Annotated in this window: 17 protein-coding genes; 9 read left to right on the forward strand and 8 right to left on the reverse strand. The window is 49.2% G+C overall.

The window, feature by feature from the left end; translation table 11 throughout:
- The first annotated feature begins 34 nt into the window (after positions 1-34).
- The 5 genes from ACLR2L_RS03440 (at position 35) to ACLR2L_RS03460 (ending at position 7,921) form a co-directional block, all read left to right on the forward strand.
- Positions 35-1,537 (forward strand): tryptophan halogenase family protein, encoded by a 1,503-nt coding sequence (locus tag ACLR2L_RS03440; RefSeq protein WP_413365718.1) that lies wholly within the window; start codon positions 35-37, stop codon positions 1,535-1,537.
- On the forward strand, positions 1,534-2,196 hold the full coding sequence (locus ACLR2L_RS03445) for a DUF6445 family protein (protein WP_413365720.1): 663 nt from the start codon (positions 1,534-1,536) through the stop codon (positions 2,194-2,196). Before ACLR2L_RS03440 ends, ACLR2L_RS03445 begins: the two co-directional genes overlap by 4 nt.
- A 324-nt stretch (positions 2,197-2,520) precedes the next feature.
- A complete protein-coding gene (locus ACLR2L_RS03450; RefSeq protein ID WP_413365722.1) occupies positions 2,521-5,574 on the forward strand; it encodes a TonB-dependent receptor in 3,054 nt (1,017 codons plus the stop codon).
- Positions 5,575-5,648: 74 nt separating this feature from the next.
- Positions 5,649-6,413, forward strand: coding sequence for a SapC family protein (locus tag ACLR2L_RS03455; RefSeq protein ID WP_413365724.1), 765 nt, complete (start codon positions 5,649-5,651; stop codon positions 6,411-6,413).
- Positions 6,410-7,921 (forward strand): tryptophan halogenase family protein, encoded by a 1,512-nt coding sequence (locus tag ACLR2L_RS03460; RefSeq protein ID WP_413365726.1) that lies wholly within the window; start codon positions 6,410-6,412, stop codon positions 7,919-7,921. The genes ACLR2L_RS03455 and ACLR2L_RS03460 overlap by 4 nt, the downstream gene beginning before the upstream one ends.
- Before the next feature lie 279 nt (positions 7,922-8,200).
- On the opposite strand, the gene ACLR2L_RS03465 is transcribed toward ACLR2L_RS03460, so the two are convergent.
- From ACLR2L_RS03465 to tkt, 7 genes are all read right to left on the reverse strand, one after another.
- Complete coding sequence (locus ACLR2L_RS03465; RefSeq protein WP_413365728.1) at positions 8,201-9,550, reverse strand: tetratricopeptide repeat protein; 1,350 nt, start codon at positions 9,548-9,550, stop codon at positions 8,201-8,203.
- A 10-nt stretch (positions 9,551-9,560) separates the two neighbouring features.
- Complete coding sequence (locus ACLR2L_RS03470; protein ID WP_413365730.1) at positions 9,561-11,750, reverse strand: DUF3857 domain-containing transglutaminase family protein; 2,190 nt, start codon at positions 11,748-11,750, stop codon at positions 9,561-9,563.
- 253 nt (positions 11,751-12,003) lie between these two features.
- The gene (locus ACLR2L_RS03475) at positions 12,004-12,342 is read right to left on the reverse strand and encodes an energy transducer TonB (protein WP_413365732.1); all 339 of its coding nucleotides are present in this window, start codon (positions 12,340-12,342) and stop codon (positions 12,004-12,006) included.
- Between the two features lie 206 nt (positions 12,343-12,548).
- The gene (locus tag ACLR2L_RS03480; RefSeq protein ID WP_413365734.1) at positions 12,549-13,733 is read right to left on the reverse strand and encodes an endo-1,4-beta-xylanase; all 1,185 of its coding nucleotides are present in this window, start codon (positions 13,731-13,733) and stop codon (positions 12,549-12,551) included.
- On the reverse strand, positions 13,734-16,451 hold the full coding sequence (locus tag ACLR2L_RS03485; protein ID WP_413365736.1) for a glycoside hydrolase family 3 C-terminal domain-containing protein: 2,718 nt from the start codon (positions 16,449-16,451) through the stop codon (positions 13,734-13,736).
- A gap of 187 nt (positions 16,452-16,638) precedes the next feature.
- Positions 16,639-17,658, reverse strand: coding sequence for an aldo/keto reductase (locus ACLR2L_RS03490; protein ID WP_413365738.1), 1,020 nt, complete (start codon positions 17,656-17,658; stop codon positions 16,639-16,641).
- Positions 17,651-19,672: a transketolase gene (gene tkt, locus ACLR2L_RS03495; RefSeq protein WP_413365740.1), complete on the reverse strand. Its 2,022-nt coding sequence runs from the start codon at positions 19,670-19,672 to the stop codon at positions 17,651-17,653. The genes ACLR2L_RS03490 and tkt overlap by 8 nt, the downstream gene beginning before the upstream one ends.
- A gap of 225 nt (positions 19,673-19,897) precedes the next feature.
- Here tkt and ACLR2L_RS03500 point away from each other — a divergent pair, with 225 nt between their 5' ends.
- From ACLR2L_RS03500 to ACLR2L_RS03510, 3 genes are read left to right on the forward strand one after another with little or no spacing between them, the layout of a single operon-like run.
- Entirely contained in the window at positions 19,898-20,797 is a 900-nt protein-coding gene (locus ACLR2L_RS03500; protein WP_140959443.1) for an acyltransferase, read from the forward strand.
- Positions 20,798-20,801: 4 nt separating this feature from the next.
- Complete coding sequence (locus ACLR2L_RS03505; protein ID WP_140959445.1) at positions 20,802-21,698, forward strand: acyltransferase; 897 nt, start codon at positions 20,802-20,804, stop codon at positions 21,696-21,698.
- Positions 21,699-21,704: 6 nt separating this feature from the next.
- Complete coding sequence (locus tag ACLR2L_RS03510) at positions 21,705-22,979, forward strand: mechanosensitive ion channel family protein (protein WP_413365743.1); 1,275 nt, start codon at positions 21,705-21,707, stop codon at positions 22,977-22,979.
- 86 nt (positions 22,980-23,065) lie between these two features.
- On the opposite strand, the gene ACLR2L_RS03515 is transcribed toward ACLR2L_RS03510, so the two are convergent.
- On the reverse strand, positions 23,066-23,257 hold the full coding sequence (locus tag ACLR2L_RS03515; RefSeq protein ID WP_140959449.1) for a hypothetical protein: 192 nt from the start codon (positions 23,255-23,257) through the stop codon (positions 23,066-23,068).
- Positions 23,258-23,540: 283 nt separating this feature from the next.
- On the opposite strand from ACLR2L_RS03515, the gene ACLR2L_RS03520 reads away from it, so the two are divergent.
- On the forward strand, positions 23,541-24,359 hold the full coding sequence (locus ACLR2L_RS03520; protein WP_413365745.1) for a DUF2884 family protein: 819 nt from the start codon (positions 23,541-23,543) through the stop codon (positions 24,357-24,359).
- The last annotated feature ends 362 nt before the right edge of the window (positions 24,360-24,721 follow it).

Consider the following 24,721-nt stretch of genomic DNA (forward strand, 5'->3'; position numbering starts at 1 on the left):
CGCCAGCCTGATTTTTTCGTTTTTGGGGTTCTATATGCAGTCACCACTCAAAAAAATACTGATTCTGGGCGGTGGTTCATCCGGTTGGATGACCGCTGCGGCGCTGGGCAAAATACTCAAAAATCACCCCTGTGAAATACAGGTTATTGAGTCGGAAGACATCGGCACTGTGGGCGTTGGCGAAGCCACCATACCGCAAATTATGTTGTTTAACGATCTCATCGGGCTCGATGAAGACACCTTTATCAAGCGAACGAAAGGCACATTTAAATTAGGCATTCAGTTTAAAGACTGGCGTAAAGTCGGTCACAGCTACTACCACGCGTTTGGCGAAGTAGGAAAAAACATGGAAGGCGTGCACTTCTACCATTACTGGCTGAAGATGCGCCAACAAGGCAAAGCCGCGCCACTGGACGAATATACTCTGTCATCGCTGGCCTGTAACGAGAAGCGCTTTATGCGACCGTTCGATGCCGGTAACTCGCCGCTGTCCAATATCGCCTACGCCTTTCACTTCGATGCAGGGCTATATGCGAAATACTTACGCGAGTGCGCCGAAGGCCATGGTGTGGTGCGCACCGAGGGTAAAGTTTCTCAGGTTACGCAACACCCTAATGGCGATATTCGCTCATTGGTATTAGAAAACGGCGAGGAACATCAGGCCGATTTCTTTATTGATTGCTCGGGCTTCCGCGCATTACTCATTGAACAAACACTGAAGGCTGGTTACGAAGACTGGCGCCACTGGCTGCCCTGTGATCGCGCCGTTGCCGCGCCGTCAGCGCTCACCGAGGAACCCTGGCCTTTCACCCGTGCGGCAGCTCAGCAAGCCGGCTGGCAATGGCGAATTCCCTTACAACACCGGGTAGGCAACGGCCATGTGTACTCCAGTGAATTTATGAGCGATCACGACGCGGAACGCACGTTGCGCGAAAATATCGACGGAGAGTTACTTGCCGACCCGCGGTTAATTAAATTTGTTACCGGCAAGCGCAACAAGTTCTGGCACAAGAACTGTCTGGCCGTTGGGCTAGCCGGTGGCTTTATGGAGCCATTGGAGTCCACCAGCCTGCATCTGGTGCAGGTTGCCATTTCCAAATTCTTTAGTTTCTTTCCGTTTCAAACGCCCACTCAGAGCGACATTGACGAATACAATGCGCAAATGGATTTTGAATTTACCCGTATCCGCGACTTCCTGATCCTGCACTATCACGTAACAGAACGCGAAGACACGCCGTTCTGGCGATATTGCAAAAACATGTCAATTCCAGACACGCTGCAGGAAAAAATCGATCAGTTTAAAGCCAATGGCCGCATTAACCGTTTCAACAATGAACTGTTCAATGACTTAAGCTGGTTTGAGGTCATGTATGGTCAGGGTTTGCGCCCACAAGGCTATCATGCGCTGGCCGATATATTTGGCGATGACGAACTGGCAAAACGGTTGGAAGGCATTCAGCGAGTGGTGAGAAAGTCGGTAGATTACATGCCATCTCATGCAGAGTTTATTGCTAAAACCTGCCCGGCCAAGCCATGACAAGCATCTCGACATTACCCGTGCCGGGCACTCAGTTTCAGGTTGTGATCATAGACAACTTTATGCCCGGCCCACGTAAATTAGTGGATTACGCATTAACCAACGGCAAAGCTCCTCAGGATGAGGCGCTATACCCAGGGCTTCGCATGCCAACGCCTGCCGGCTATCTGCGATATGCATTGGCAAGCATTAATCTTACGTTCAAAAAATTAAAAATTGCCGATACGCTTAGCGACGGCGAAGCCTTTTTTGCCATGGTAACCCGACCTCCAGCCACCTTAACCACAATGCAATCCATACCGCATTTCGACCGCCCTTATACCCACGAATACGCAGTAGTGCATTACCTGTGCTCGCCAGTTTATGGTGGAACCAGTATTTACCGCTACAATCCCACCGGGCAAATCGCCATTACCGAGGCATCCCTTAACCGCTACCAACAGAGTCTGGATACTGAATTAGCCAGGCACCCGGTGTCGCCGGGTTATATCAATGGCGACACCGAATTGTTTACCCGCATAGTGCAGGTACCCTGCGAATTCAATCGGGCGGTAATTTACCCCTGTGCATTACTGCATTCCGGTGACATCTGCGCCGATTTCACGCCCGACCTGAATCCCTATACCGGACGCTTCACTATAACGTCATTTTTGCGCTAAACCGCGCACAGGTAATCAAATAAAATCAGTTCAACAAAAATAACAAAATCAATAAATTGAATGTCAATTTAAGTAAGGATTTGGCCTATCCGCATTTCAAAAAAAGCACTTGTCATACAAAAAAAAATAATGGCTGCTGACGCCCCTCGCATGGAACAGTTAACAAGCCATTAACAGGTGCGATACAGGTGTATTGCATTTGGATTATTGCCTGCAACATACATTCAATCCGTCAGTACCGGGGCTATTTTGTTGCATTGCTTCAGGGGAATTGACACCGCAGGCAGGTATGGCACACACACAATCCCATACAGGACATAACAGATGAAAAAGCCACATCAGTTTAAACAATCCATGGTCACCAAAGCAGTTTCCGTACTGCTGGGTACGGCCACTGTGTTTCCCGTGGTCGCGCAATCCGCCGACCCGGTTGAAGTTATAGAAGTTACCGGCCTGCGCTCGAGTCTTGCCGAAGCTGCCTCAATTAAACGCGAATCCATTGGTGTTGTAGACGCCATTTCCGCCGAGGACATTGGTAAATTCCCGGATACCAACCTGGCCGAATCACTGCAACGCATCACCGGTGTATCGATAAGCCGCACAAACGGTGAAGGTAACGAAATTACCGTACGTGGTTTCGGCGGTAGCAACAACATGATCACGCTGAACGGCCGTATGATGCCAGCCGCCCAAACTTATGGTGGTGGCAGTGGCGCTGACGGTACCACCCGTGGTGGCAGTACCCGTGCATTCGATTTTGCCAACCTGGCATCTGAAGGTATTCGCGGCGTTGAGGTATACAAAACCAGTAAGGCCGACATTGCCACCGGTGGAATTGGTGCCACGGTAAACATTAAAACGGCGCGACCGCTGGATACACCCGGAGTACGTGCAACAGTGGGAGCCAAGGCGGTACACGACTCTACCAATCGCGCAGGCGATGACCTCACCCCAGAGCTGTCTGGTTTAGTGAGCTGGACTGACGATGACGCGAAATTTGGTGTAGCGTTAACCGGTAGCATTCAGGAACGTCACTCAGGCTATGTAGGCGCCACAGTAAACGACTGGAATATCGGCGTGTGGGGCGATCCAAACGACCCGGACACACTGTTCAATAACAGTGGTGATATTTATGAGAATGCGCCAGACGTTGGTCAGCTTTACGCCCGCCCTAACGACCTGCGCTATGCGTTTTCCGACACCGAGCGCACCCGTACTAATGCACAGTTAACCCTGCAATACGCAGCGTCTGACAACCTGGTAGCCACCTTCGACTACCTGTATGCGGAAAACGACATTCAGGAGCACCGCGGTGAAATTACTAACTGGGTGCAAAACGGTTCAAACGTGACCTCGGTTATTTTTGACGATGGCCCCGTAGCCACACCCATCTACATTGCCGAGTCATACCCCGGCACCGTGGATGAAGGCTATGAGCAACAATGGCGTGAGCAAACCAACACGCTGAATTCTGCGGGTATCAACCTGGAATATTTTGCGTCTGACAGCCTGAAGTTCTCTTTGGATGCACACAACTCGAAAATGGAAAGCTTGCCCAGTGGTCCGAGTGATAACGCAGCCTCGGGAGAAATTGCTGTAGGTATCGGTTCGCCTACCGTTACCTCGCGTGAATGGTGGTTTGACACCAAACTGCCTACTTACCGCAATGTGTATGACGACAGCGCACGCGGCAATGGCAACGGTATGATTGATGCGGGCGACGTAGGTTCATCCATTCTGCGCTTCCGCCATGCATCACAAGCCACTGAAATTACTCAAATCAAACTCGACGGCACCTGGATGTTTGACGATGGCGACATCGATTTTGGTGTTGAAACCCGTGCGATGGAAATGGTGGCACGCCAAACTGCAGGCGACAACATGACGCTGGGTAACTGGGGTATTGCTAACCCAGGCGAATTCTCCGACGGCCTGCTGCAACCTATCAATGTAGGCGCAATGTTTGACGACTTCGACACTGGCCAAAGTCAGGGAATTGGTTTTATTGCCGACCCTGTTGCGCTTGCCCGTGAAGGGATTGCACTGTATCCAAGCGATGCGAACTTCTTCGGAGTAAGCAGCGTATTTTCCAACAACGACGTGGTGAAAGAAGACACGGTAGCCGCTTACTTCCAGGTACGCATGAGCGGTGAAATGGGCGGTATGCCAGCCAACTTCCTGGCCGGTGTGCGTTATGAGAAAACCGACGTAACCTCAACCTCACTGGTAACCCCACCCAGTTACCTGGTTTGGGAAAACAACAACGACTTTAGCTTGTACACCGATCCAAGCACCGACACCATTCCGCTGTCGGTGAAAGCCGATTACGACCACCTGCTGCCCAGCCTCGACTTTGACATCATGTTAACCGACGATGTGAAAGCCCGCTTCTCGTACAGCAAAACCATTGCCCGCGCAGGCTATGGTGACCTGCGCGTTTCACCCAGCGGCTTTGGCACATCGGGTTCAACACTCAACGGCACCCGCGCAACGGCAAGCTCGTCTAACCCGGCCCTGCTGCCACTTGAGTCAGACAACTTCGACGTATCTGCCGAATGGTACTTCGACGAAAACAGCTATGCGTCGGTGGGTTTCTTTGAGAAACGCGTGGCTAACTTTATTGGTACCGGTCAGGAAGATCGCTCGTTCTTTGGCATTCTTGACCAAACCAATGGCCCTCGTGCTATTGCAGCGGCTGAAGCGTTGAGAGATCGCGGCTTTGCCGTAGACGACACGTCATTGTTTGCCATGATGGTATTGCTTGAACACCCCGAGGCATTCCCCAACGGCGCAGACGACTACACAGGTACCTCTGAACAGTTGCTGCAACTGGGTGAAACTCCCGGATGGGACATTATTCCTGAAGCCGGCGATCCAGAAATGGTATTCCGTACCAGCCTGCCCCAGAACAACAAAGAAGCCAAACTGTACGGTACCGAACTGGCTGTACAGCACTTCTTTGGCGAAACAGGCTTTGGTATTCAGGCCAACTACACGCTGGTTCGCGGTGACATTGGTTTCGACAACACAGGTAACCCGAACGTATCGCAGTTTGCCCTGGCAGGCTTGAGCGATACCGCCAACTTTGTGTTCATTTACGACAAAGATGGCCTGACGGCGCGGGTTGCGTATAACTGGCGTGACGAGTATTTGAACCGTATTAACTACCGCGGCTCGAATAACCCAACGTACGTAGAAAGCTACGCCCAAATCGATGCCAACGTGAGTTACGCGTTTAACGACCAACTGACTGTGTTTGTTGAAGGGATCAACATTACCGGTGAGAACCGTCGCGAGCACGGCCGTACCCGCAATCAACTGTGGTATCTGGAAGACTTAGGCGCCCGCTATCAGCTGGGTGTGCGTTATAACTTCTGATATCGTAGGCTGTAACATCGTTGCCGGGCACCTGCCCGGCTTCGTTGTTTATTTTTCACCTGCCCGGACACACTATGGCTACCTTACAATTACTTAATAATATTACCCATAAAGATCTTCGTGTGCAGTCGCACTACAGCGCAACGTTTGGCGACAATATCAGCAGTGTGCTGGTTTTCCCCACCGAATTTGACGCGCTGCACAAAGAATACCCCGTGTTATTTCGCCGCCATGCCGAGCAAGGCATACAGGCCATTGCCCTACTGGGCCTCTGCGCTGGCGAAAACCTGTATTTAAACGAACACTATCCTCAGCCGCCTGTAGCAGGCAGCTGGATGGCCCGCTACGTTCCCGGTCTGTTGGCCAAAGGGCCCTTCATGATTGGCTATCAACAGCAAAGTGGTGCCAGCGAAGCGGTGCTTCACGTCGACATGGACCACCCCAGAATAACCCACCCAATAAGCGACACAGAGAAGGATACGGGTAAACCGGTGTTTTTACCCAAAGGCGGCGAAAGCGATTACCTGCAGCATATAGTGGCTATCCTTAATCGTCTGCATTTGGGGCAGCAGGAAGCCAAGGCGTTTTATGCCGAGCTGGACCGCCTGAATTTACTTACGCCGGTGAATCTGGCCATCACCTTGTCTAACGGCGATAAACTGGAAATTCAAGGCCACGAAACCATTTGCAAAGACACCTTTGCCGCATTACCCGCTGACACACTTGCCATGCTGCACCAAAAAGGCTGGCTGGCCTATGTGTATGCGATTCAATCCTCACTGCATAATTTGTCGTGGTTAATTGACATGAAAAACGCATTGGAGCACAGCCGCTCATGAGCCATTCACAGCCGAATCATTCAGCGCAAACAACCAAGCCCCATGTTGTCATAGCCGGTGGCGGTACTGCCGGATGGATGACTGCTGCCGCGCTGGTAAAAAAGCTTGGCCCGCTGATCCGGATTACGTTAGTTGAATCGTCTGACATTCCCACCATCGGCGTTGGCGAAGCCACTATTCCGCCATTGCGGGTCTTTCATCAGCTATTGGGTATTAACGAAGCCGACTTCATGCGCGCCACGTCTGCCACCTTTAAACTGGGTATTGAATTTGCCAGTTTTGGCAAGCTCAACCAACGCTACATTCACTCGTTTGGGCAAACTGGTCAATCGAGCTGGCTGGCTGAGTTTATTCATTTCTGGCGCGAAGGGCTGGACCGCGGCATCGCTACCGATTACGGCAGCTATTGCCTGGAACTGGCAGCGGCCAAAGCCAATAAATTTTATACCTCTGGGCAAAACGCACCGCTGAATTACGCTTATCACTTAGATGCGGGTGCCTACGCCACGTATTTGAAACGCTTGTCGGTGCAGGCAGGCGTTAAGCATGTAGTAGATACCATAGAGCAGGTAACACTAAACGACACGGGCAATATTGATGCATTGAAGCTCGCACAGTCGGGCAATTTACAGGGTGATCTGTTTATCGATTGCACCGGTTTTCGCTCGCGGCTGATGGGCGAGGCATTGAACGTGGGCTACGAAGACTGGTCACACTGGCTGTTTTGCGACCGCGCACTGGCAGTACAAACCGAACTCACGCCACCGCTAAAGCCTTACACGGTAGCCAGTGCCCACAGTGCTGGCTGGCGCTGGGAAATTCCGCTGCAACATCGCATGGGCAATGGCTTTGTGTACAGCAGCCAGTTTCTCGACGACCACGCAGCGCGTGACACCTTCAGCAAAGCACTAAGCAATAAACCATTACAGGAGATACGCGCATTACAGTTTACCACCGGCCGACGCTTAAAAGCCTGGCATAAAAACTGTGTGGCAATTGGCTTGTCCAGCGGCTTCGTGGAGCCCATGGAATCCACCAGTATTCACCTGATCGTAATGGGCATTACCCGGCTTATGCAGTTGTTCCCCTACTCAGGTAACACTCAGCATTTGCAGGACGAATACAATGCGCAAACGCAAACGGAGCTTGAGCGTATCCGCGACTTTATTGTGTTGCACTATCACGTAACCCAGCGCGAAGACTCGGCGTTTTGGCGTGCCTGTAAAAACATGCGCATCCCCGACTCACTGGCCGAACGTATTGAGTTGTTCACAGAGCACGGCCATGCCTTTCAGAAAGCCAGCGAATTGTTTCGGGTAGATTCCTGGTCTCAGGTAATGTTGGGTCAGGGTATATTGCCGCAAAACTGGCATCCGGCAGCGAAAATGATGAGTGACGAACAGTTAGCCGGGGCACTCAAAAAAGGCCAGATGGAAATCAGTCAGCGCGTGGCACAACTGCCGGAACACGGCGCGTTTGTGTCTCAGTATTGCGGGATTGGGATGTAGATTAAGATTGGGCAGTGGCCAATAATGTAGCCTGTAACTTAGCACGTAACATAGCGTAAATTCAGATAATAAATTCAGCACATAATTGAAATAGCTGCGGCGAAGAGGCTGCCCTACTTGTGCCACTAGCATCACGGCTAAACAGTCGTCCCTGGACGCGGCCTGATTGCCATCCCAAAACAGCACCGTAGCCGTGATCCCAGGACGGCATCCTAGCCGTCATCCCAGAATCGCTCAGCGATATCTGGGATCTCCAACGTTACCCTATCAGCCTGGTCATTACCCCAGCGGATGCTTGATCAGGTAATTCGCCACTGCAAATTCATAAAATTGAGCGATGTTCAGCGCTTGTATACGAGGCCAGTATGTTGCCGCGGCCTCAGGCCCTTGCTTCCCCAAGTGCTGTAATGCGGCAATAAACAGCGCCTCAGATTGCTCACACCGATCTGTGGAGTAGTCGAGAAGTTGCGCTTCGCTTATTTTGCCTTTAGCGAAATCCAGCATATGAATGTGCCACTCATCAAGCTTGTATTCATCTTCAATGGTAGACAACAAACGTTGTCGGGTAGCCTCATCGCCAAGCATGGAGTAACTCATTGCCCCGTATACAACACCATAAAAATTCGAGTCATCATTTTCCCGGTAAACGTTCGCGAGTTGGGTTACTTGCTCCCAGTTTCCAACCGCAATATTGGCAAATATTTTGGTCTGTAAAATGACCGCTTTAGCATTGTCAGGATCTAAGCCGGTATCATTCAGGATCTTATTTAATTTCTGATCCCAGAAGTACATTTCAAACAAAAAATCGCTGTTTGTAGCATCTAACTTGGCAGCTTTGCTGGCGGCAAATGTCGCCAGGGTATATTTACCCTGAAAACGCAACGCTTCGGCCAGTTGTGACTGATAAAGCGCATTGTCGGGTACCAGCTTAGTGAGGCGACCGGCTTCACTGGCCACCTCACTGAAGGCATTACCAATGTCGCCTTTGCACTGCTGTGCTTCCAGGTAACTGGTGCGATAATGCACCCAGTCAGACAAGAGTTCGGGTTCTTCGTTGTTCCTTTTCAATCCTGTTGCAGCAACAAAATTTGCCAGTTCCAGCTTGTCCTGCTGGTAATAGAGATACGCCAACGCGATGTACGCATTGATGAAGAAAGGATTATCCTGCAGGCTCTGTTGCAGCATTTTAGTTTTCTCCAAATCACTTTGTGGTGGAGAAATCAGGAATTGCACATACACCGGTGGCGCCACGTCAAGCGTCGCTAAGAATGGATGTTGTTTATAAAATGCCTGCCATTTGTCCAGATCATAATGCTTATCAACAAAGCCCTTTTTAAGGTTCAAGCGATAGTACTGAAAGGCAAAATAGCGATCTGTTGGTGCCAGTTGCAGACCTTTTCTAAGATTAGACTGCAGCTTACTAAGCAAGGTTAAATCTGGCTCTTCATCAAACGTGGCTAACTGATAAGCCACCAGTTTCTGCAGCGCCTCGGTGTCTTTGGGATATTGCTGAACGTTTTGCAGCAACGTCTGTTCTTCAGCAGAGACATAGCTGACCTCTGGTGTTGTAGACGAACAGGCGCTCAGTAACATAACGCTGGCCACCAGCACAAATTGAATAGACTTCATCGTATTGTCCTTAATACTGATAACCGAGCGCTTCTGCACGTTTAAAGGCTGAATCAGAGGCTTCATCATTGCCATTGAAGCCCTGCACTATACCTAACAGGTACTGCACTTCGCCGTTGTCCTGATGTCCCGCCGCCAGCGCTTTTATGTACTCCAGTGCGTGCTCAAATTCAGCATTGTCGAGCATTGCTCTGGACCGGGCTATTTTATCTTCCAGGCTGACATCATCGTTTACAGACGGTTTAGCCAGGATTTTTTCAAACACAAACATGCTCTCACTTTGCTTTTGAAATGCGTCGATAGCAGCATAAAAATCAGGGTAATCTTCCGCAGAAATCGTTTGAGCAAATAATACAAACGTTGTTTTAGCGATGACCTTGTCATCTTTGGCTTCAGCTGTGTGAGTGACTTCAAAATACGGATTCTGGAAGTTCCTCGCCATATTCTGATTAACCAGCCTGGCCTTATCCCAGGGAGAAGGATAAACCGACTCAATGTTCACAGTGATAGGCACCTGAATGTGCAAGCCCTGTTGTCGGCTTGCCGGTGGCTCCATGGTTGAAAACCCGGTAAATACCTTCAATATCTGGCTGTATCCCATTGAATAGTGGAAGTTTACAATCTCATCACCCAGAGTGAGCAGATTATTAAACTCGCCGCTTACCACGAAAGGCGTTGAGATATCGGCGGGATCTGACGCCACGTAAGAAGATACCCGGTTATCATGCGCAAATGGCGAAAGTAACTGTTCAATTACCATCAGCTTCTCTGGAGAATACTGATAGTAATTTCGCAGATTGGTTTCTACGTCTCCGTTAAAGGCCATTTTCACATCGATACCAATTTGCTTATCCTCTACCCGGTAATCGATGTTTACGTTAGCTACGTTATCTTCTGGCTGAATCGCCGGAATCTTCACCAGCCGCCCTTTCTTACCATCTACAACAAACGTGTTTCGATCGCCAAACTGCGCCGTAATGCCTGGGAAAGTACCCGTTTGCCCACTGGTATCCAGCCAGTAGCCACCGTCTTTCGAGTCCACATAAGTAATCATGTGATTAAAATCAAGAACCGGCAGATCATCGAAAATCAGGTTGCCGTTGTACGTGTTTATCAGCGCAGGGAATGCTTGTACGCCCCCTTCTTTTAGCAAGGCAATAATCAGCGTGGTTTGGTCTTTACAATCACCATAAGCATTGTTGAGTACTTCTTCAGCGGTATGCGGCTGATAACCGCCGCGGTTAACGTGCGCACCAATATAACGCACATTTTTTTGCACATATTCAAATACCGCTTTGACCTTTTCACGCTCACTGTTTAAACCCGCAAACAATTTACTCGCCAGCTCAGTAATATTTTGTGCTTTTACTTGTGTGGGAGTAAACATGTCCGCATACCAGTCATCAATGGTTTGCCAATCGTTCATCGTTGAAACATACACAGCAGGCTGCATGTCGTCGATGGGCGGCATACCCGATTCAACTTCGATTCCATCCAGATCGGTCATTTGCCATACGTACTGAACATTTCCGTCTTTTTTAGTGATAACAGGGGCAATATCAGTATTGCGATTCTTGGTGTAGAACGGGGTACTGGCCGGTAGGGTGAGTGTATTGGTCGATTCCAGAATGGGATCAATTCTCAACCAATTTTTTTGCGGCAAAAATTTGATATACCGAAAACCAACAGATGAATACCACTGTCCCTCAACAATCGGCTTGGTTTGTTCTTCATATATCTGATATTCAATGATATTCCCAACCTTTAGCTGCGGAACGGCAAATTCAATTTGCTTCATATCATCAAGGTAATCATCGGAGTTGGCAGATACTTCCGAGATTGCATCCTTTTGCATCTCGAATATCTGTCCATCCGGTGTAATTACCCGGGCAAACTCAATTTTGCTGTTGTGATAATAGGCGTTAAAAGAATTAACCAGTTTCGAGTAATCCGACACGGCTTCTTCATTGGTGAGATAAATGGCCCGGTAAAAGCGCGCTGTTTCAAACAGCTTGTCGTTTACATTTACCTGATTGCGGCGACTGAGCAATACTGCGCCATGTTTGGCAAAGGGTTCGGCCCTGCTCTTCAGGCTTAACAATGTCGCTTTATCCGGCCCAATACTGATAGAATTTGCTATCGCGTGTCCGGCTAAACAATACATTACCAACGCTACAGCCAAACAGAATTTAACTACCATCCTTTCTTTCCTTGTAGAGGTTTAAGTACTGATGCTAACAGGTTTTTGGGTACCTTTGGAAGCTGCAAGCAACACCTGTTCACACGCTTTATAATCGACCATCACAACATGCGGGCAATCTTTAATAGCCACACCAGATGGCTACCCTGTTAGCGCACCATTTAGTCGAAACGGGTACTGAAATTTAGTGCTATTTCCGCCACGGCATGGCCAGTATTACTTTACGAAACTGCGTTAAACAAAAACGCCGACCTTATTTCTCAGCTTCTTCAGATTGAAATTCAAGATGCACCCATTGCCCAACTTGCCTGACCGGCTTCCCGTTTTCGATCTTCAAACGGTATTTCCATTTCGATAGGGTGAGGACTGCCTGTTGCTCAAATGCCTTTGAACCTGAAGAGGCAACAACCTGAATATTGTCAGTTGTGCCGGTTTCCGTAATGTCGAATAACAATTCTACCCAACCGGTATCCGGTTCATTTACAAGGGGTTCAGTGATGTAGGATGGTGACGGTATGCCTGTTGTATTTAAATTTGAGTTAGGAGTGGCAGAACATGCCAATATCAGAAATAAAGATACAACAATAAACATGCTTTTGATCATAGTTCCATCCAGAAAATACCTGTCCATTACTTGTAATAATTTACCGTAACAAGTTGATTGTAGCCTATCAAAATGTATGGCATTTGGTGTTACTCGTTTTATTCAGTTCAGGTTCTGGCTAAGTCTCTTTTCTTGCGAGATCCCTGATATCGCTGCGCGATTCAGGGATGACGGGATAGGAAAATTGAGGGCTACTACTTAATATGCTGTGTTATCGCGTCATACGCTGGTTTCGGGCGACCATGGCGGTCGAACAACAGCGGGTGATCGGTACGACCGCGAATGGGCCAGTTATTTCGCCATGAGTCGGCGTCTGTGGTACCCCAAAAAGTCACTCTGTTAATGCTATCTGCATGTTTAAGAAACAGCGTGAACAGTTGTTGATACAAGCTGGCAAGCTGCTGTTGCTGTGCGGCAGGCAAACCATTTGTATAAGGATCAAATACCGGGTGAGCAGCAAAGCTCTGGCTGATGTCTGCACCGTTAAAGGCATCGTCTGGCAGTGGCAATACCGATATATCCAATTCGGTAATGGCAACCGCTACACCAGCCTGCTTCAGCGAAAGAATACTCTGCTCAATGTCAGCCAGCGATGGATAAAACAGAGAATAGTGGCCCTGCATGCCCACCGCATCTACCTTAATACCCGCGGCTGCCAATTGTTTTACCAGCCTCACAGCACCGGCCACTTTGGCGGGCTTATACAGGTTGAAGTCGTTGTAATACAACTGCGCTGCTGGGTCGGCTTCCCTGGCAAAGCGAAATGCGTACACCAAAAAATCGTCGCCGATGATTCGCCGCCACGGCGTATCCCGCAATGTCCCATCTTCGTTCAGGGCTTCATTAACCACGTCCCATCCGTACACCTTACCCTTGTAACGCCCAACCAGTGTGTGAATATGTTCACGTAAACGATTGAGTAATGTGTCACGACTTACCGGATTACCCTGCTCATCCTCAAACACCCAGTCTGGCGTTTGCTGATGCCAGACCAGTGTATGGCCAATCACACTGGCTTTGCATTGCTCAGCAAGGGCAATCAGCTCATCGGCCATGACAAAATTAAATTGCCCGGGCGCAGGCTGAATGTGCTGCCACTTCATCGCATTTTCAGCCGTAAACGCATTAAACTCCCGGCACAATAATGCACTTGTTGCAGGGCGCTCCCCCATCAAGTCACGAGACTTGATGGCGGTGCCAATCAGAAAACTATTCTGATACTGGTGGGCTATCCCCTTAGGTGCAGTGCTTTGAGGAGCGCCCTCCTTGGGTGCCGCGCTTTCATGAGTTGTGTCCACAGGTGCAGCAAAAGCCACACCTGATATTACCCACAACAACGCCGAGCAAAGCGCCAGTGGTTTTTTCAGCAAGTTGTTCATTTAGTTTATTATCACCGTAGCGTGGGCAATTTTGTTGCCTTTGCTAAAGCCTGGCTGACCATCGCCCACATACACTTCGAGCTTGCCTTTGTAAGGCACTTTGTTGCCATTGGTATCTATGTAAACCAATTCGTCTGCGGGTACAGTAAGTTGCACCGACACCTGTTCGCCGGATTTAACCGCGCTGCGGGTAAACCCTTTCAGGCTCACGTTGGGCGTGCGCACCGGGGCGTCGGGCATACGCACGTACAGCTGAGTAACCTGTTCAGCATCGTAATTGCCTGCATTTTTCAGTGTTACTGACAGTGTTAAATCACTGCTCACCGCCAACGCTGACGGGACCTGTAATTCACTGTACTGCATGTCGGTATAGCTCAGTCCATAGCCGAACGGATACAACACGTCGCCCTTGAAATAACGGTAGGTGCGGTTTGTCATGTCGTAATCGTCAAACTTCGCAAAGCCATCCAGATTGTGGTAGAAGGTTACCGGCAAACGGCCTGACGGACTCACATCACCCCACAGCACACGAGCAAGTGCGGTACCGGTTGCTTCTCCGGGATAGAAAGCTTGTACGATGGCATCGACATGCTCATTTTCCCAGTTAAGTGCCATGGCACTGCCACTGAAGTTCACCAATACCACTGGCTTACCTAGCTTATGCATGGCTTTGATCAGTGCCTGCTGTTCAGCGGGCAATGCTATGCTTGAACGATCACCGTAGTCGAAGCCTTCCAGTTTAACCGGCATTTCTTCGCCTTCGATACGCGGCGAAATGCCCACGGCCATTACAATTACATCGGCTTGTTCTGCTGCCTGCTTAGCGTCAGCCAGCAGTTTGGCGCTTTGATTCACCCAGCGTAATTGCCACTCCTGCAGCAAGTTGTCGGCGGTATTCGATACTGGATCAGTAGCGAAAACATGGGTAATTTCCAGCGCATAGGTTTCGCCCGCTTTCAGCGACACAGCCCCCTGCACCGGTTTACCATTCAGGCTAATAGTGCCGTTGCCATCAAACAGGTAATCATCGCTTGTGGTAGGCACCAGCTCGGCTTTAACAACCATGCCGTAGTCGTCGAGCATCTTACCCGTTACCGGCGAGTGCATGTTGCGAATGGTTAATTCGTTCAGCGTTTCTGTTGCTGCGGCCTCACCGGTCATGTTGGCAGGGAAATGCGGATGTGCAAAGTTGGTCATCTTTGAACGCTCAACGGCAAAATAAGAGACTTTCGCACCCGGTTGCAAATTGCCATTAGCGTCGCGGTGGAACAACACGTCGCTGTCCAGGGTTTGCCAATGACCATAAATATCGGCAATCAGCGCACTGCCTGGCGCATAGGTTACGTTTTCTTTACCTACTTTATTTGCAATGCCGTCTAACACAGTTACCGGATTCACCGGCAAACCATTGTAGTTGCCCAGCAATACGTCCTGATTGTCGCCATTGGGGCCAATCACAGCCACCTTAATGCCTTGTTTAAGTGGCAATACGCCATTGTTCTTTAACAACACTAACGACTTTTCACTGGCTTGTAGGGTGAGCGCCAGATGCTCAGCCGACCCCACGCTTTCCATAGGGATAGACGAATAAGGCACGCTGCTGTCTGGATCGAACATACCCAGCTTAAAGCGTGTCATGAACAGCCGGGTAACAGCTTGATCGATAAGTGACTCTTCAATAAACCCTTTTTGCACTGCGAAGGTCAAGTTGGCGAAGCTACTGAGCGTACCTACCCCGCAGTTGAGATCGGTACCGCTGTTCACCGCCCAGGCCGCCGCTGCAGCTGGAGCCCGTGTAGACGCATGGGCGGTGCGGTCGTAGAAGTCGGCAATGGCACCGCAATCCGACATTACATGGCCGTCGAACGCAAACTTACCGCGCAATATGTCTTTTAACAGCATGTCTGAGCCACAGGCTGGCATACCGTTAACCCGGTTGTAGGCACACATTACGGCTTCTACATCGGCATCCACCACAGCCTTTTCGAACGCGGGTAAATAGGTCTCGTAGAGATCCTGATCTGACACCACGTAGTTGTCTGAATGGCGGGTAATTTCGGGACCATTGTGCACTGCAAAGTGTTTGGCGGTAGCGGCGGTTTTCAGGTAAGTATCGTCTTCGCCCTGCAGACCGTTGATAAAGGCCACGCCTAGCTCACCAGTTAAATACGGATCTTCGCCATAAGTTTCCTGACCGCGTCCCCAGCGGGGATCGCGGAAAATATTGATGTTCGGTGACCAGTACGTCAGTCCCGCATAGCGATACGTTATACCCTGCGCTTTAAACGCATGATGTTTCGCACGACCTTCGTCGGAAATCACTGTTGCAATGTCATTCAGGAACTCGCGATCCCACATGGCGGCCATACCAATCGCCTGAGGAAATACGGTTGCCTCGCCAGCCCGCGCAACACCGTGCAAAGCTTCATTCCAGTAATCGTAGGCTGGTACCCCCAGGCGCTCGATGGCTGGGGCATCGTTATACATTTGCGCTATTTTTTCAGCCAAGGTCATGCTGTCAACCAGCGCTTTTACCCGGGTTTCCATAGGCAGAGCGGTATTCAGGTAATCAGGCTGCTGTTGCGCGGCTTGTTTTGCCTGATTCGCTGGCGATTGAGATTGAGAACAGCCAGTCAGGGCTAGCGCGATGGGCAGAGCAGTACACACCAGTGCTTTTTTTACGGTATTGGCCGTTGGTTTAACGAACATCTGTTTCATATTTGAATCACCTTGGGAAGTATTCAGGCAAGATACCGCAACCACCAACAGGCACAATTAGCCTACGGCAAAACGTAAGCCAAATGTAAAAAAACGCTATATTTGTTCAAAGACGGGAATACAAAGACACGCCAATTGACGTATCTTAATGTATGATAAAATTACAATTTTTGCTTTTAAGGGCAAATTACAAAGGGCAGCGAATGTGCTGCTCAATAGTGGATTCGTAGTAAGCAAACAAACGCTGATGAGTGGTTTTATCGATAACAGGTAACTGACTCACACTGGCATTTTGCGTTACCTGAAACGCTGAACTTGCGCCGGGAATAATGGTAGTTACCGCGTCGTGATCCAATATCCAGCGCATGGCAAATTGCGCCATCGTCATCCCTTCCGGCACTGACTGCTTCAGAATATCCACTATTTCAAGCCCCTGGTTAAACGCAATACCGCTGAAGGTTTCACCCACGCTGAACGCTTCGCCGTCCTTGTTATAATTGCGATGGTCTGTGGCCGCGAACGCCGTATCTTTGCTGAACTTGCCACTTAACATACCGCTTGCCAGCGGCAGACGCACAATAATGCCTACCTGCTGGGCTAAAGCCCGATCAAACAGGGCTTCTATTGGACGCTGACGCAACAGATTAAAGATAATTTGCAGCGATTGCAGATCGCTGTGCTCAAGGCAAATCTCTGCTTCTTTGTGTGTTTCCACACTGGCACCAAATGCGTTGATCAGGCCTTCCTGCTGAACTTCGCGAAGCCAGTCAAAAATATGCCGTGCGGCAAGCACTTGCTCGGGCACGCAGTGAAGCTGCAATAAATCGATACAATCACGTTGCAAGCGGTCTTGTGCTCGACGCACACTGTCACGCAGATCCGTTAGGCTATACCCGTCGGGATAGGTATCCGCTGCACGTCCGTATTTAGTGGCTATCACTGCCTCTGGTGCAAGCTTATTCAATAACCTACCCAGGTATTGCTCGCTGATGCCGTTGCCGTACACATCGGCGGTATCAAAAAAATTGATCCCCTCTTTTACCGCCTGTTCAATCACCGCTTCAGCAGTGGCGGCAGACACCGGGCCAAAGTCGCCGCCCAATTGCCAGCAACCCAAACCCACTTCACTCACCGACAGACCGGTGCGGCCCAACGTCCGGCTGTGTACTTGTGTCTTATTCGGTGACTTGTGCGATGACTTATTCATATTGCGCTCCACTTGTTTTTGCCAACAACGCCAGTGCCGTATTAACTGCGTTGTCGGGAGTAAACCCAAAGTGAGTTAACAATACGCCACCCGGTGCAGATTCTCCGAATCGGTCCATCCCGATAATGGCACCTTCTGTCCCAACGTACTTGTACCAGAAATCTTTGTGCGCGGCTTCAATCGCCAGCTTTGGCGTACCGGCAGGCAATACGGATGCACGGTAACCAGCGTCCTGTGCATCGAATCGTTCGGTACAGGGCATAGACACCACACGCACGGCAACGCCCTGCTCCGCCAATGTTGCAGCTGCTGATACCGCAAGCGACACCTCGGAACCGGTGGCAATGATAATCAGTTGCGCCTGCGTGACTGGCTCAACCAGCACGTAGCCCCCCTTTTGAATACTGGCTACCTGTTCATCCAGGCGTTGCTGAGCCTGGGTATTCTGACGGGAAAATACCAGCGCACTTGGCCCTTGCTGGCGCATAATGGCCTGGCGCCAGGCTTCCGCCGTTTCTGCCGCGTCGCATGGGCGCCAGGTTTCAAGCTGTGGTGTCATGCGCAGGTTTGCCAATTGCTCTATGGGCTGATGCGTCGGGCCGTCTTCGCCCTGCCCAATGGAGTCGTGCGTATAAACAAAAATGCTCGGTACTTTCATCAGCGCTGCCATTCTCACGGCATTGCGAGCGTACTCCATGAACATTAAAAACGTGCCGCCATAGGGAATAAAGCCGCCGTGTAGTGCTATGCCGTTCATTATGGCGCTCATGCCAAATTCACGCACACCATAGAAGATGTAGTTTCCAGCGGGATCGTCCTGAATGCCCCTGGCATCCGGCCACAGAGTCAGATTTGAGCCAGCCAGATCAGCCGAGCCCCCAATCAACTCAGGTAACAAAGCCGCGTACTGCCCTATTGTATTTTGAGAGGCTTTACGAGTGGCTATATCTGCCCCGCTTTGTTGGCAAGCACTTACATACTCAGCTGACTTTTGCGCAAAGTCTGCGGGTAATTCGCGATCCATTACCCGGCGACGGAACACACTGGCGAGCTCTGGATAGGTGTTAGTGTATTGCTCAAATAAGGCTAACCAGTCAGCCTCGCGTTGCAGCCCTTTAGGTTTAGCATCCCATTGCTGGTAAACACCCTCGGGTATGTCAAATGGCGCGTAAGGCCAGTTAAGCTGTTTGCGTACCAGCGCAATCTCATCCTCGCCCAGCGGTGCACCATGACAGTCATGGCTACCCGACTTATTGGGTGAACCAAAGCCGATAGTGGTTTTGCAACAAATCAGTGTGGGGCGCGTTGTTTCGGCTTGTGCCTGAGAAATGGCATTGGCAATGGCGTCAGGGTTGTGGCCATCCACATCCGCAATTACCTGCCAGCCATAGGCCTGGAAACGTTTAACGGTATCATCACTAAACCAGCCCTCTACGTGACCATCAATAGAAATGCCGTTATCGTCCCAAAACGCAATGAGTTTACCGAGCTTTAAGGTACCCGCAAGCGAACAGACTTCGTGGGAAATACCCTCCATTAAGCAGCCATCGCCCAGGAAACAATAGGTAAAATGATCGACCACACTAAACTCAGCACGGTTAAATTGGGCCGCCAGGGTTTTCTCGGCAATGGCCATCCCAACCGCATTGGCAATACCAGCCCCTAGCGGCCCGGTAGTGGTTTCCACACCCGGGGTATAACCGTATTCCGGGTGGCCTGGGGTGTTAGAATGCAACTGACGGAACTGTTTGATATCGTCAATGCTTACTCCATAACCACTAAGATGCAGCAGGGCGTATTGCAACATGGAACCATGACCATTCGACAATACAAAGCGGTCGCGGTTTACCCACCCCGGATTGGCCGGATTGTGTTGGTAAAATTGCTGCCACAACACGGTGGCAATATCGGCCATGCCCATGGGCGCCCCCGGGTGACCCGATTTAGCCCGTTGCACGGCATCTACAGTTAACATGCGAATGGCGTTGGCAGCCAATGAGTGTGTGTCAGACATAATTCATTCCGGTGTAAAAGCAATAATTAGCCAGAGAGGGTAAACAGCCTGGTTGGGAGCAGCAATCTCCTAGCACAATTAAGTAATACCCATATTGAAAATCGTCACATTTGTGCGTTTGTGAATTTTTGGTGATTTTCACCACACATCGCTACTTTAAATGTCGGCATTCGGCCCGGTTTACGCTACACTGTGCGCACTTTTACAACTGGTAAGACGACTGCTGTGAAAACCTTTCTTCATACAATTAATGGCGCACTGTCTGCGTTGCTTTATGGGCTTAATACCTGCTTTTGGGTGCCCTTCGTGCTTTTTCTGGCTTTATTCAAGCTAATCCCCATTCCTTTTACGCAACGCGTGTTAACTTACATTCTGGATGCCTTTGCGGTGGGATGGATAAGTGTGAACAATCTCAACCAACGCATTTTCAGCCGCACCACTGTAGAAGTAACAGAACAGGGCGAGTTATCGCGCAACGATTGGTTTCTGGTGATTGCCAATCACCAGTCGTGGGTAGATATTCTGGTACTTCAGCGCATTTTTAATCACAAAGTGCCGTTTCTGAAGTTCTTCCTAAAGAAAGAGCTGATTTGGGTACCTGTATTAGGTCTGGCCTGGTGGGCACTGGATTTTCCGTTCATGCGCCGTTATAGCAAGTCGTTTCTGGCTAAACATCCGCACCTGAAAGGCAAGGATATGGAAACCACCCAAAAGGCCTGTGAAAAGTTTAAATCGAAACCAGTGAGTGTGATGAACTTTGTAGAGGGAACGCGCTTTACCCCGCAGAAGCACGCTCGTCAGAAATCGCCATTCAAACATTTGCTGAAACCCAAAGCAGGCGGCATTGCATTTGTGCTGAATGCCATGGGTGGCCAGTTGCACAAATTGATTGACGTTACCATTCACTACCCACAGGGCATTCCTACCTTTTGGGACTTTGTCAGTGGTAAAGTAAACGACATTCGGGTACACGTTAACGTCACCCCCATTAAAAACTTGTTTCCGGCACACATCAATATCAGTGAGTATTTCGACAGTGCCGAGCAACGCGCGCGTTTTCAGCAATGGCTGAATGAGCAATGGCAAACCAAAGACAACCTACTAGAAAATTGGAAAGCAGTATAAAACCATGATCAGACGGTTACTTGCACCCCTCATATTTTGTATCCATTTACCGCTGCAACTGGCCAATCTGGCGCTATGGGGCATGCTGATTATTAGCCTTGGACTGGTGAGGTTTTTACTGCCAATCCCGTTAATTCAGCGTGCACTGGCTCCGGTAATGAATGGCTTTTTGTTGTGCTTTGGTACGTGTAGTGTGCTGCTCATCCGTTTGTTTAACCCCATCACTATTACGCGCAACATTCACGGGCAGTTAAGTAAGCAAAGCTGGTATCTGATTGTGGCCAATCACCTTAGCTACCTCGATATTGTGCTGTTAATTGAGTTTGCCAGTTTTCGCATTCCGGCCCCTAAGTTCTTCCTGAAACAAGAACTGATTTGGATGCCATTTGTAGGCCTGGGTGCGTGGGCGTTAGAAATGCCATTCATGAAGCGGTACTCACAACAGTACCTGAAAAAGCATCCGGAAAAGCGCGGCGCAGATATTGAAACCACCAAGCGCTCCTGCCAGAAGTTTCGCCATCAGCCCACTACCGTAATCAACTTTGTTGAAGGTACGCGCTTCACACCGCAAAAGCACACGGCAAAACAAAGCCCATTCCACCATCTGCTGCCTCCTAAGGCGGGTGGCATTGCCTTTACCCTGGCTACCATGGGAGAATTATTCACGCATATTCTGGACGTAACCTTACTGTACCCAGATAACAGCAAACACCCCATGCTGTCGATGGTAGCGGGCCAGATGACCCGTATTATTATTGACGTAAACGTGATTGATGTGCCGGAAGAAGCCATTGGCGATTACTACAACGACGAGGCTTTTAAAACCGGCTTTCAACACTGGGTGAACAGCGTTTGGCAACGCAAGGATCACACTATTACCAGGTTATTGGCAGGAGAATAAATACCCATGCTGACCGCCGCCAGGTTTCGCGAACAATTTTTATCGGTACTCCAGGAATTTGATGCCGGTATCGTTTTAAACAACCCACTATACAATACGCTGGCACTGGCGTTTATTGCAGTCGTCGCCTTTGCATTCCATTTGGGCGGCAGATTGTTTCTGCATTCAGTATTAACCCACTGGATCACTAAAACACAAACCAACTGGGATAACGCCCTTCGCGAGCACGGTTTCTTTAACCGCTTAATTCATCTGGTACCTGCATTAGTGGTGTTTCTGATCACCCCTATTTTGTTAACTGACGACAGCCTGCTTTATGCGGTTGTGATGAAAGCGGCCCTGCTGTATTTAATGCTGATAGCGCTGGTGTCTACCAGTGCGTTGCTCAACACGGTAGAAGACTGGTACAACACCACTGAGTTTGCACAAAAAGCCACGATCACCGGGTTTGTGCAGGTTATCAAGCTGTTACTGGCCATTTTGTTTATTCTGCTCAGTGTGTCGTTAATTGTCGATCGCAGCCCATTACTGCTGCTCTCGGGATTAACCGCCATTGCGGCGGTATTATTGTTGATTTTCCGCGATACCATTTTGGGATTTGTGTCAGGCATACAAATCACCGCGAACCGTTTGTTCAAAAATGGCGACTGGATACAAATAGATAAGTTTAATGTAGATGGCGAAATTATTGAGCTGGGCCTGACTAACGTTAAAGTGCGCAACTGGGACAATACCATTTCAACGCTGCCCACCTATAACCTTACCAACGAATCCATTAAAAACTGGCGGGGTATGCAGGAATCGGGCGGGCGTCGTATCAAGCGCGCCATTAACATCGATATTCACTCGGTAAAATTATACGACAACGAAAGTCTCAAAAAGGTAGCAAAAATTCGCTTTATCGCGGCCTATATCGAAAGCAAAATTCAGGAGTTACAGCGTTACCACAAAAATAACTCCATTGATGAGAATGACCTGCTGAATCGCCGCGCATTAACCAATATTGGTACATTCCGCGCCTACCTTGAGGCTTACCTTACCAAACACCCTAAAATTAATCAGGAAATGACATTAATGGTACGCCAGTTACCGCCCAGTGAATTGGGGATCCCGCTGGAAGTGTATTGTTTTTGCAGCGACAAAGCCTGGGTAAACTACGAAAAAGTACAGGCCGATATTTTTGATCATATCATGGCCATGTTGCCGTTGTTTGAGCTGCGGGCGTATCAGCGTGACTCGCATTTGTCGGCGCTGACTCAGATAGCGCATCAGAACAGCTAATACCAATTCGCTTAAACTGATTTACAGACATAAAAAAAGCGCGATTGCGCTTTTTTTATTTTACTACATTCGCTTGGTAACAGGGGTTATACAATGAGGTAACCCAGTACCAGAGACACTACCAGGCCAGATACACCCAGGTAGCCCATTTCGATTTTCTCGTGTAACGCTTCACTGCCTTGTTTGCTGCTCATGAAGCCAGAAATGATGCTGGTTAAACCTAAGGTAAAGGCCAATAACGCAACACCAAACAAAAGTGCATCAATCCACTCACTCATAATCTTATGTACCCTAGCCAAAATCTGCGCGTATTATGCACCAACCAAATAAAAATGAACATGCGGAATCACAATAATCCAATGAATATTGATTATGGTCAAAAACACCAACAATTAGTCAATACACCTTATTGATAGTGATTACTGCTCGCCAATCCGCGTCACAAAAAACGTAAATTATTGATATTTAAAAAATAAAAATATTGGCCCGGCTATTGCGAAGCCCATATCAAAGCCTGTTTATTGTAACAGCTGTTATACCAATTGCATGAAGAGGATCGCAATGAAAACAATCGCACTTTCAACTTTGTTTGCCGCAACACTGTGTACACTGCCAGCTCTGGCCCATACAGACGAGGATTCAGAGACAGGCAACCAGTGCAATACTCAACTGCATGGCTCAATTAACTATCAGTACGGAAAACTCACAGTCACCACTCAAGAGGGTGATGCTGTGCTGATCACGCCCAAACACGAATTGTTTATAAAGGGCGAAAAAGTGGAGTTGTCGGATGACGAACAACGTTGGGTAAGCGACTACTACACCAGCATTGAAACTGCCATACCCATGACAGTGCAAATTGCTACAGAAGGCCTGCATGTTGCCAGCTTTGCGGTAACTGAAGTATTTTCGGAAATGTTAGGCACCGACAATGAAATGGTGCAGGAGTTTGACGAATTCTTCACCGATCTGAAAGCCGAACTGAACACGCGTTTTTACGCCCCAGATGGCAGCTACCAGTTTAATTCTGAGGGCCTGAATGGTAACAATTGGATTGATGATGCCTGGGAAGACGAGTTTGAGTCTCGCGTGGAAAACCTGGTAGAGAAATCCATGGGACATATGCTCATGGCTATCGGCCGCCAGATGCTATTTGAAGATGGTGATATGGAAGATTTTGCCAGCCGCATGGAAAACTTTGGTGCCACCATAGAAGAGCGCGTTGGCGCACAAACCGAAGCCCTTGAACAAAAAGCCGACGAGCTGTGCACTGTGCTCGCCAAAGCTGACTATGCCGAAACTCGTATGCAGAAACATATTCCGGGTTTAAACGGCTTGGATCTGCTGGAAATCAGCCGCGACTACAAAATGCAAAAGTAACGGATTTACTTAACCGCCAAGTAATTTATACCAATTCGCATAGAAGTTTGCCCTCTCAGAGTGAGTCAAAACGACTTAGATCACGACGCGCACTCTGAGGCATAGCCATTCTATGTCCAGAGGGCGCAACACAGATGTAAGTCGTTTTGGCCACTCCCTTCGGGCAACACTGGCAGACTTTTTAGCGTTGTTATGCTTGCTTGATTTGGAACCACCAAACCTGTGCAACCAAGCCTAGCTAAAAAGCCTGCCAGTGCTGCTGAGTGAGCAAACTTCTATGCGAATTGGTATTAAACCCGCTATTTCAACCCTTTTGCGTGATAGGCGCGTATACTGATGCAAAATCAATTTACGGGCTCTAT

This window comes from Alteromonas sp. AMM-1, from assembly GCF_047290655.1.
Classification (GTDB): Bacteria; Pseudomonadota; Gammaproteobacteria; order Enterobacterales; family Alteromonadaceae; genus Alteromonas; species Alteromonas mangrovi.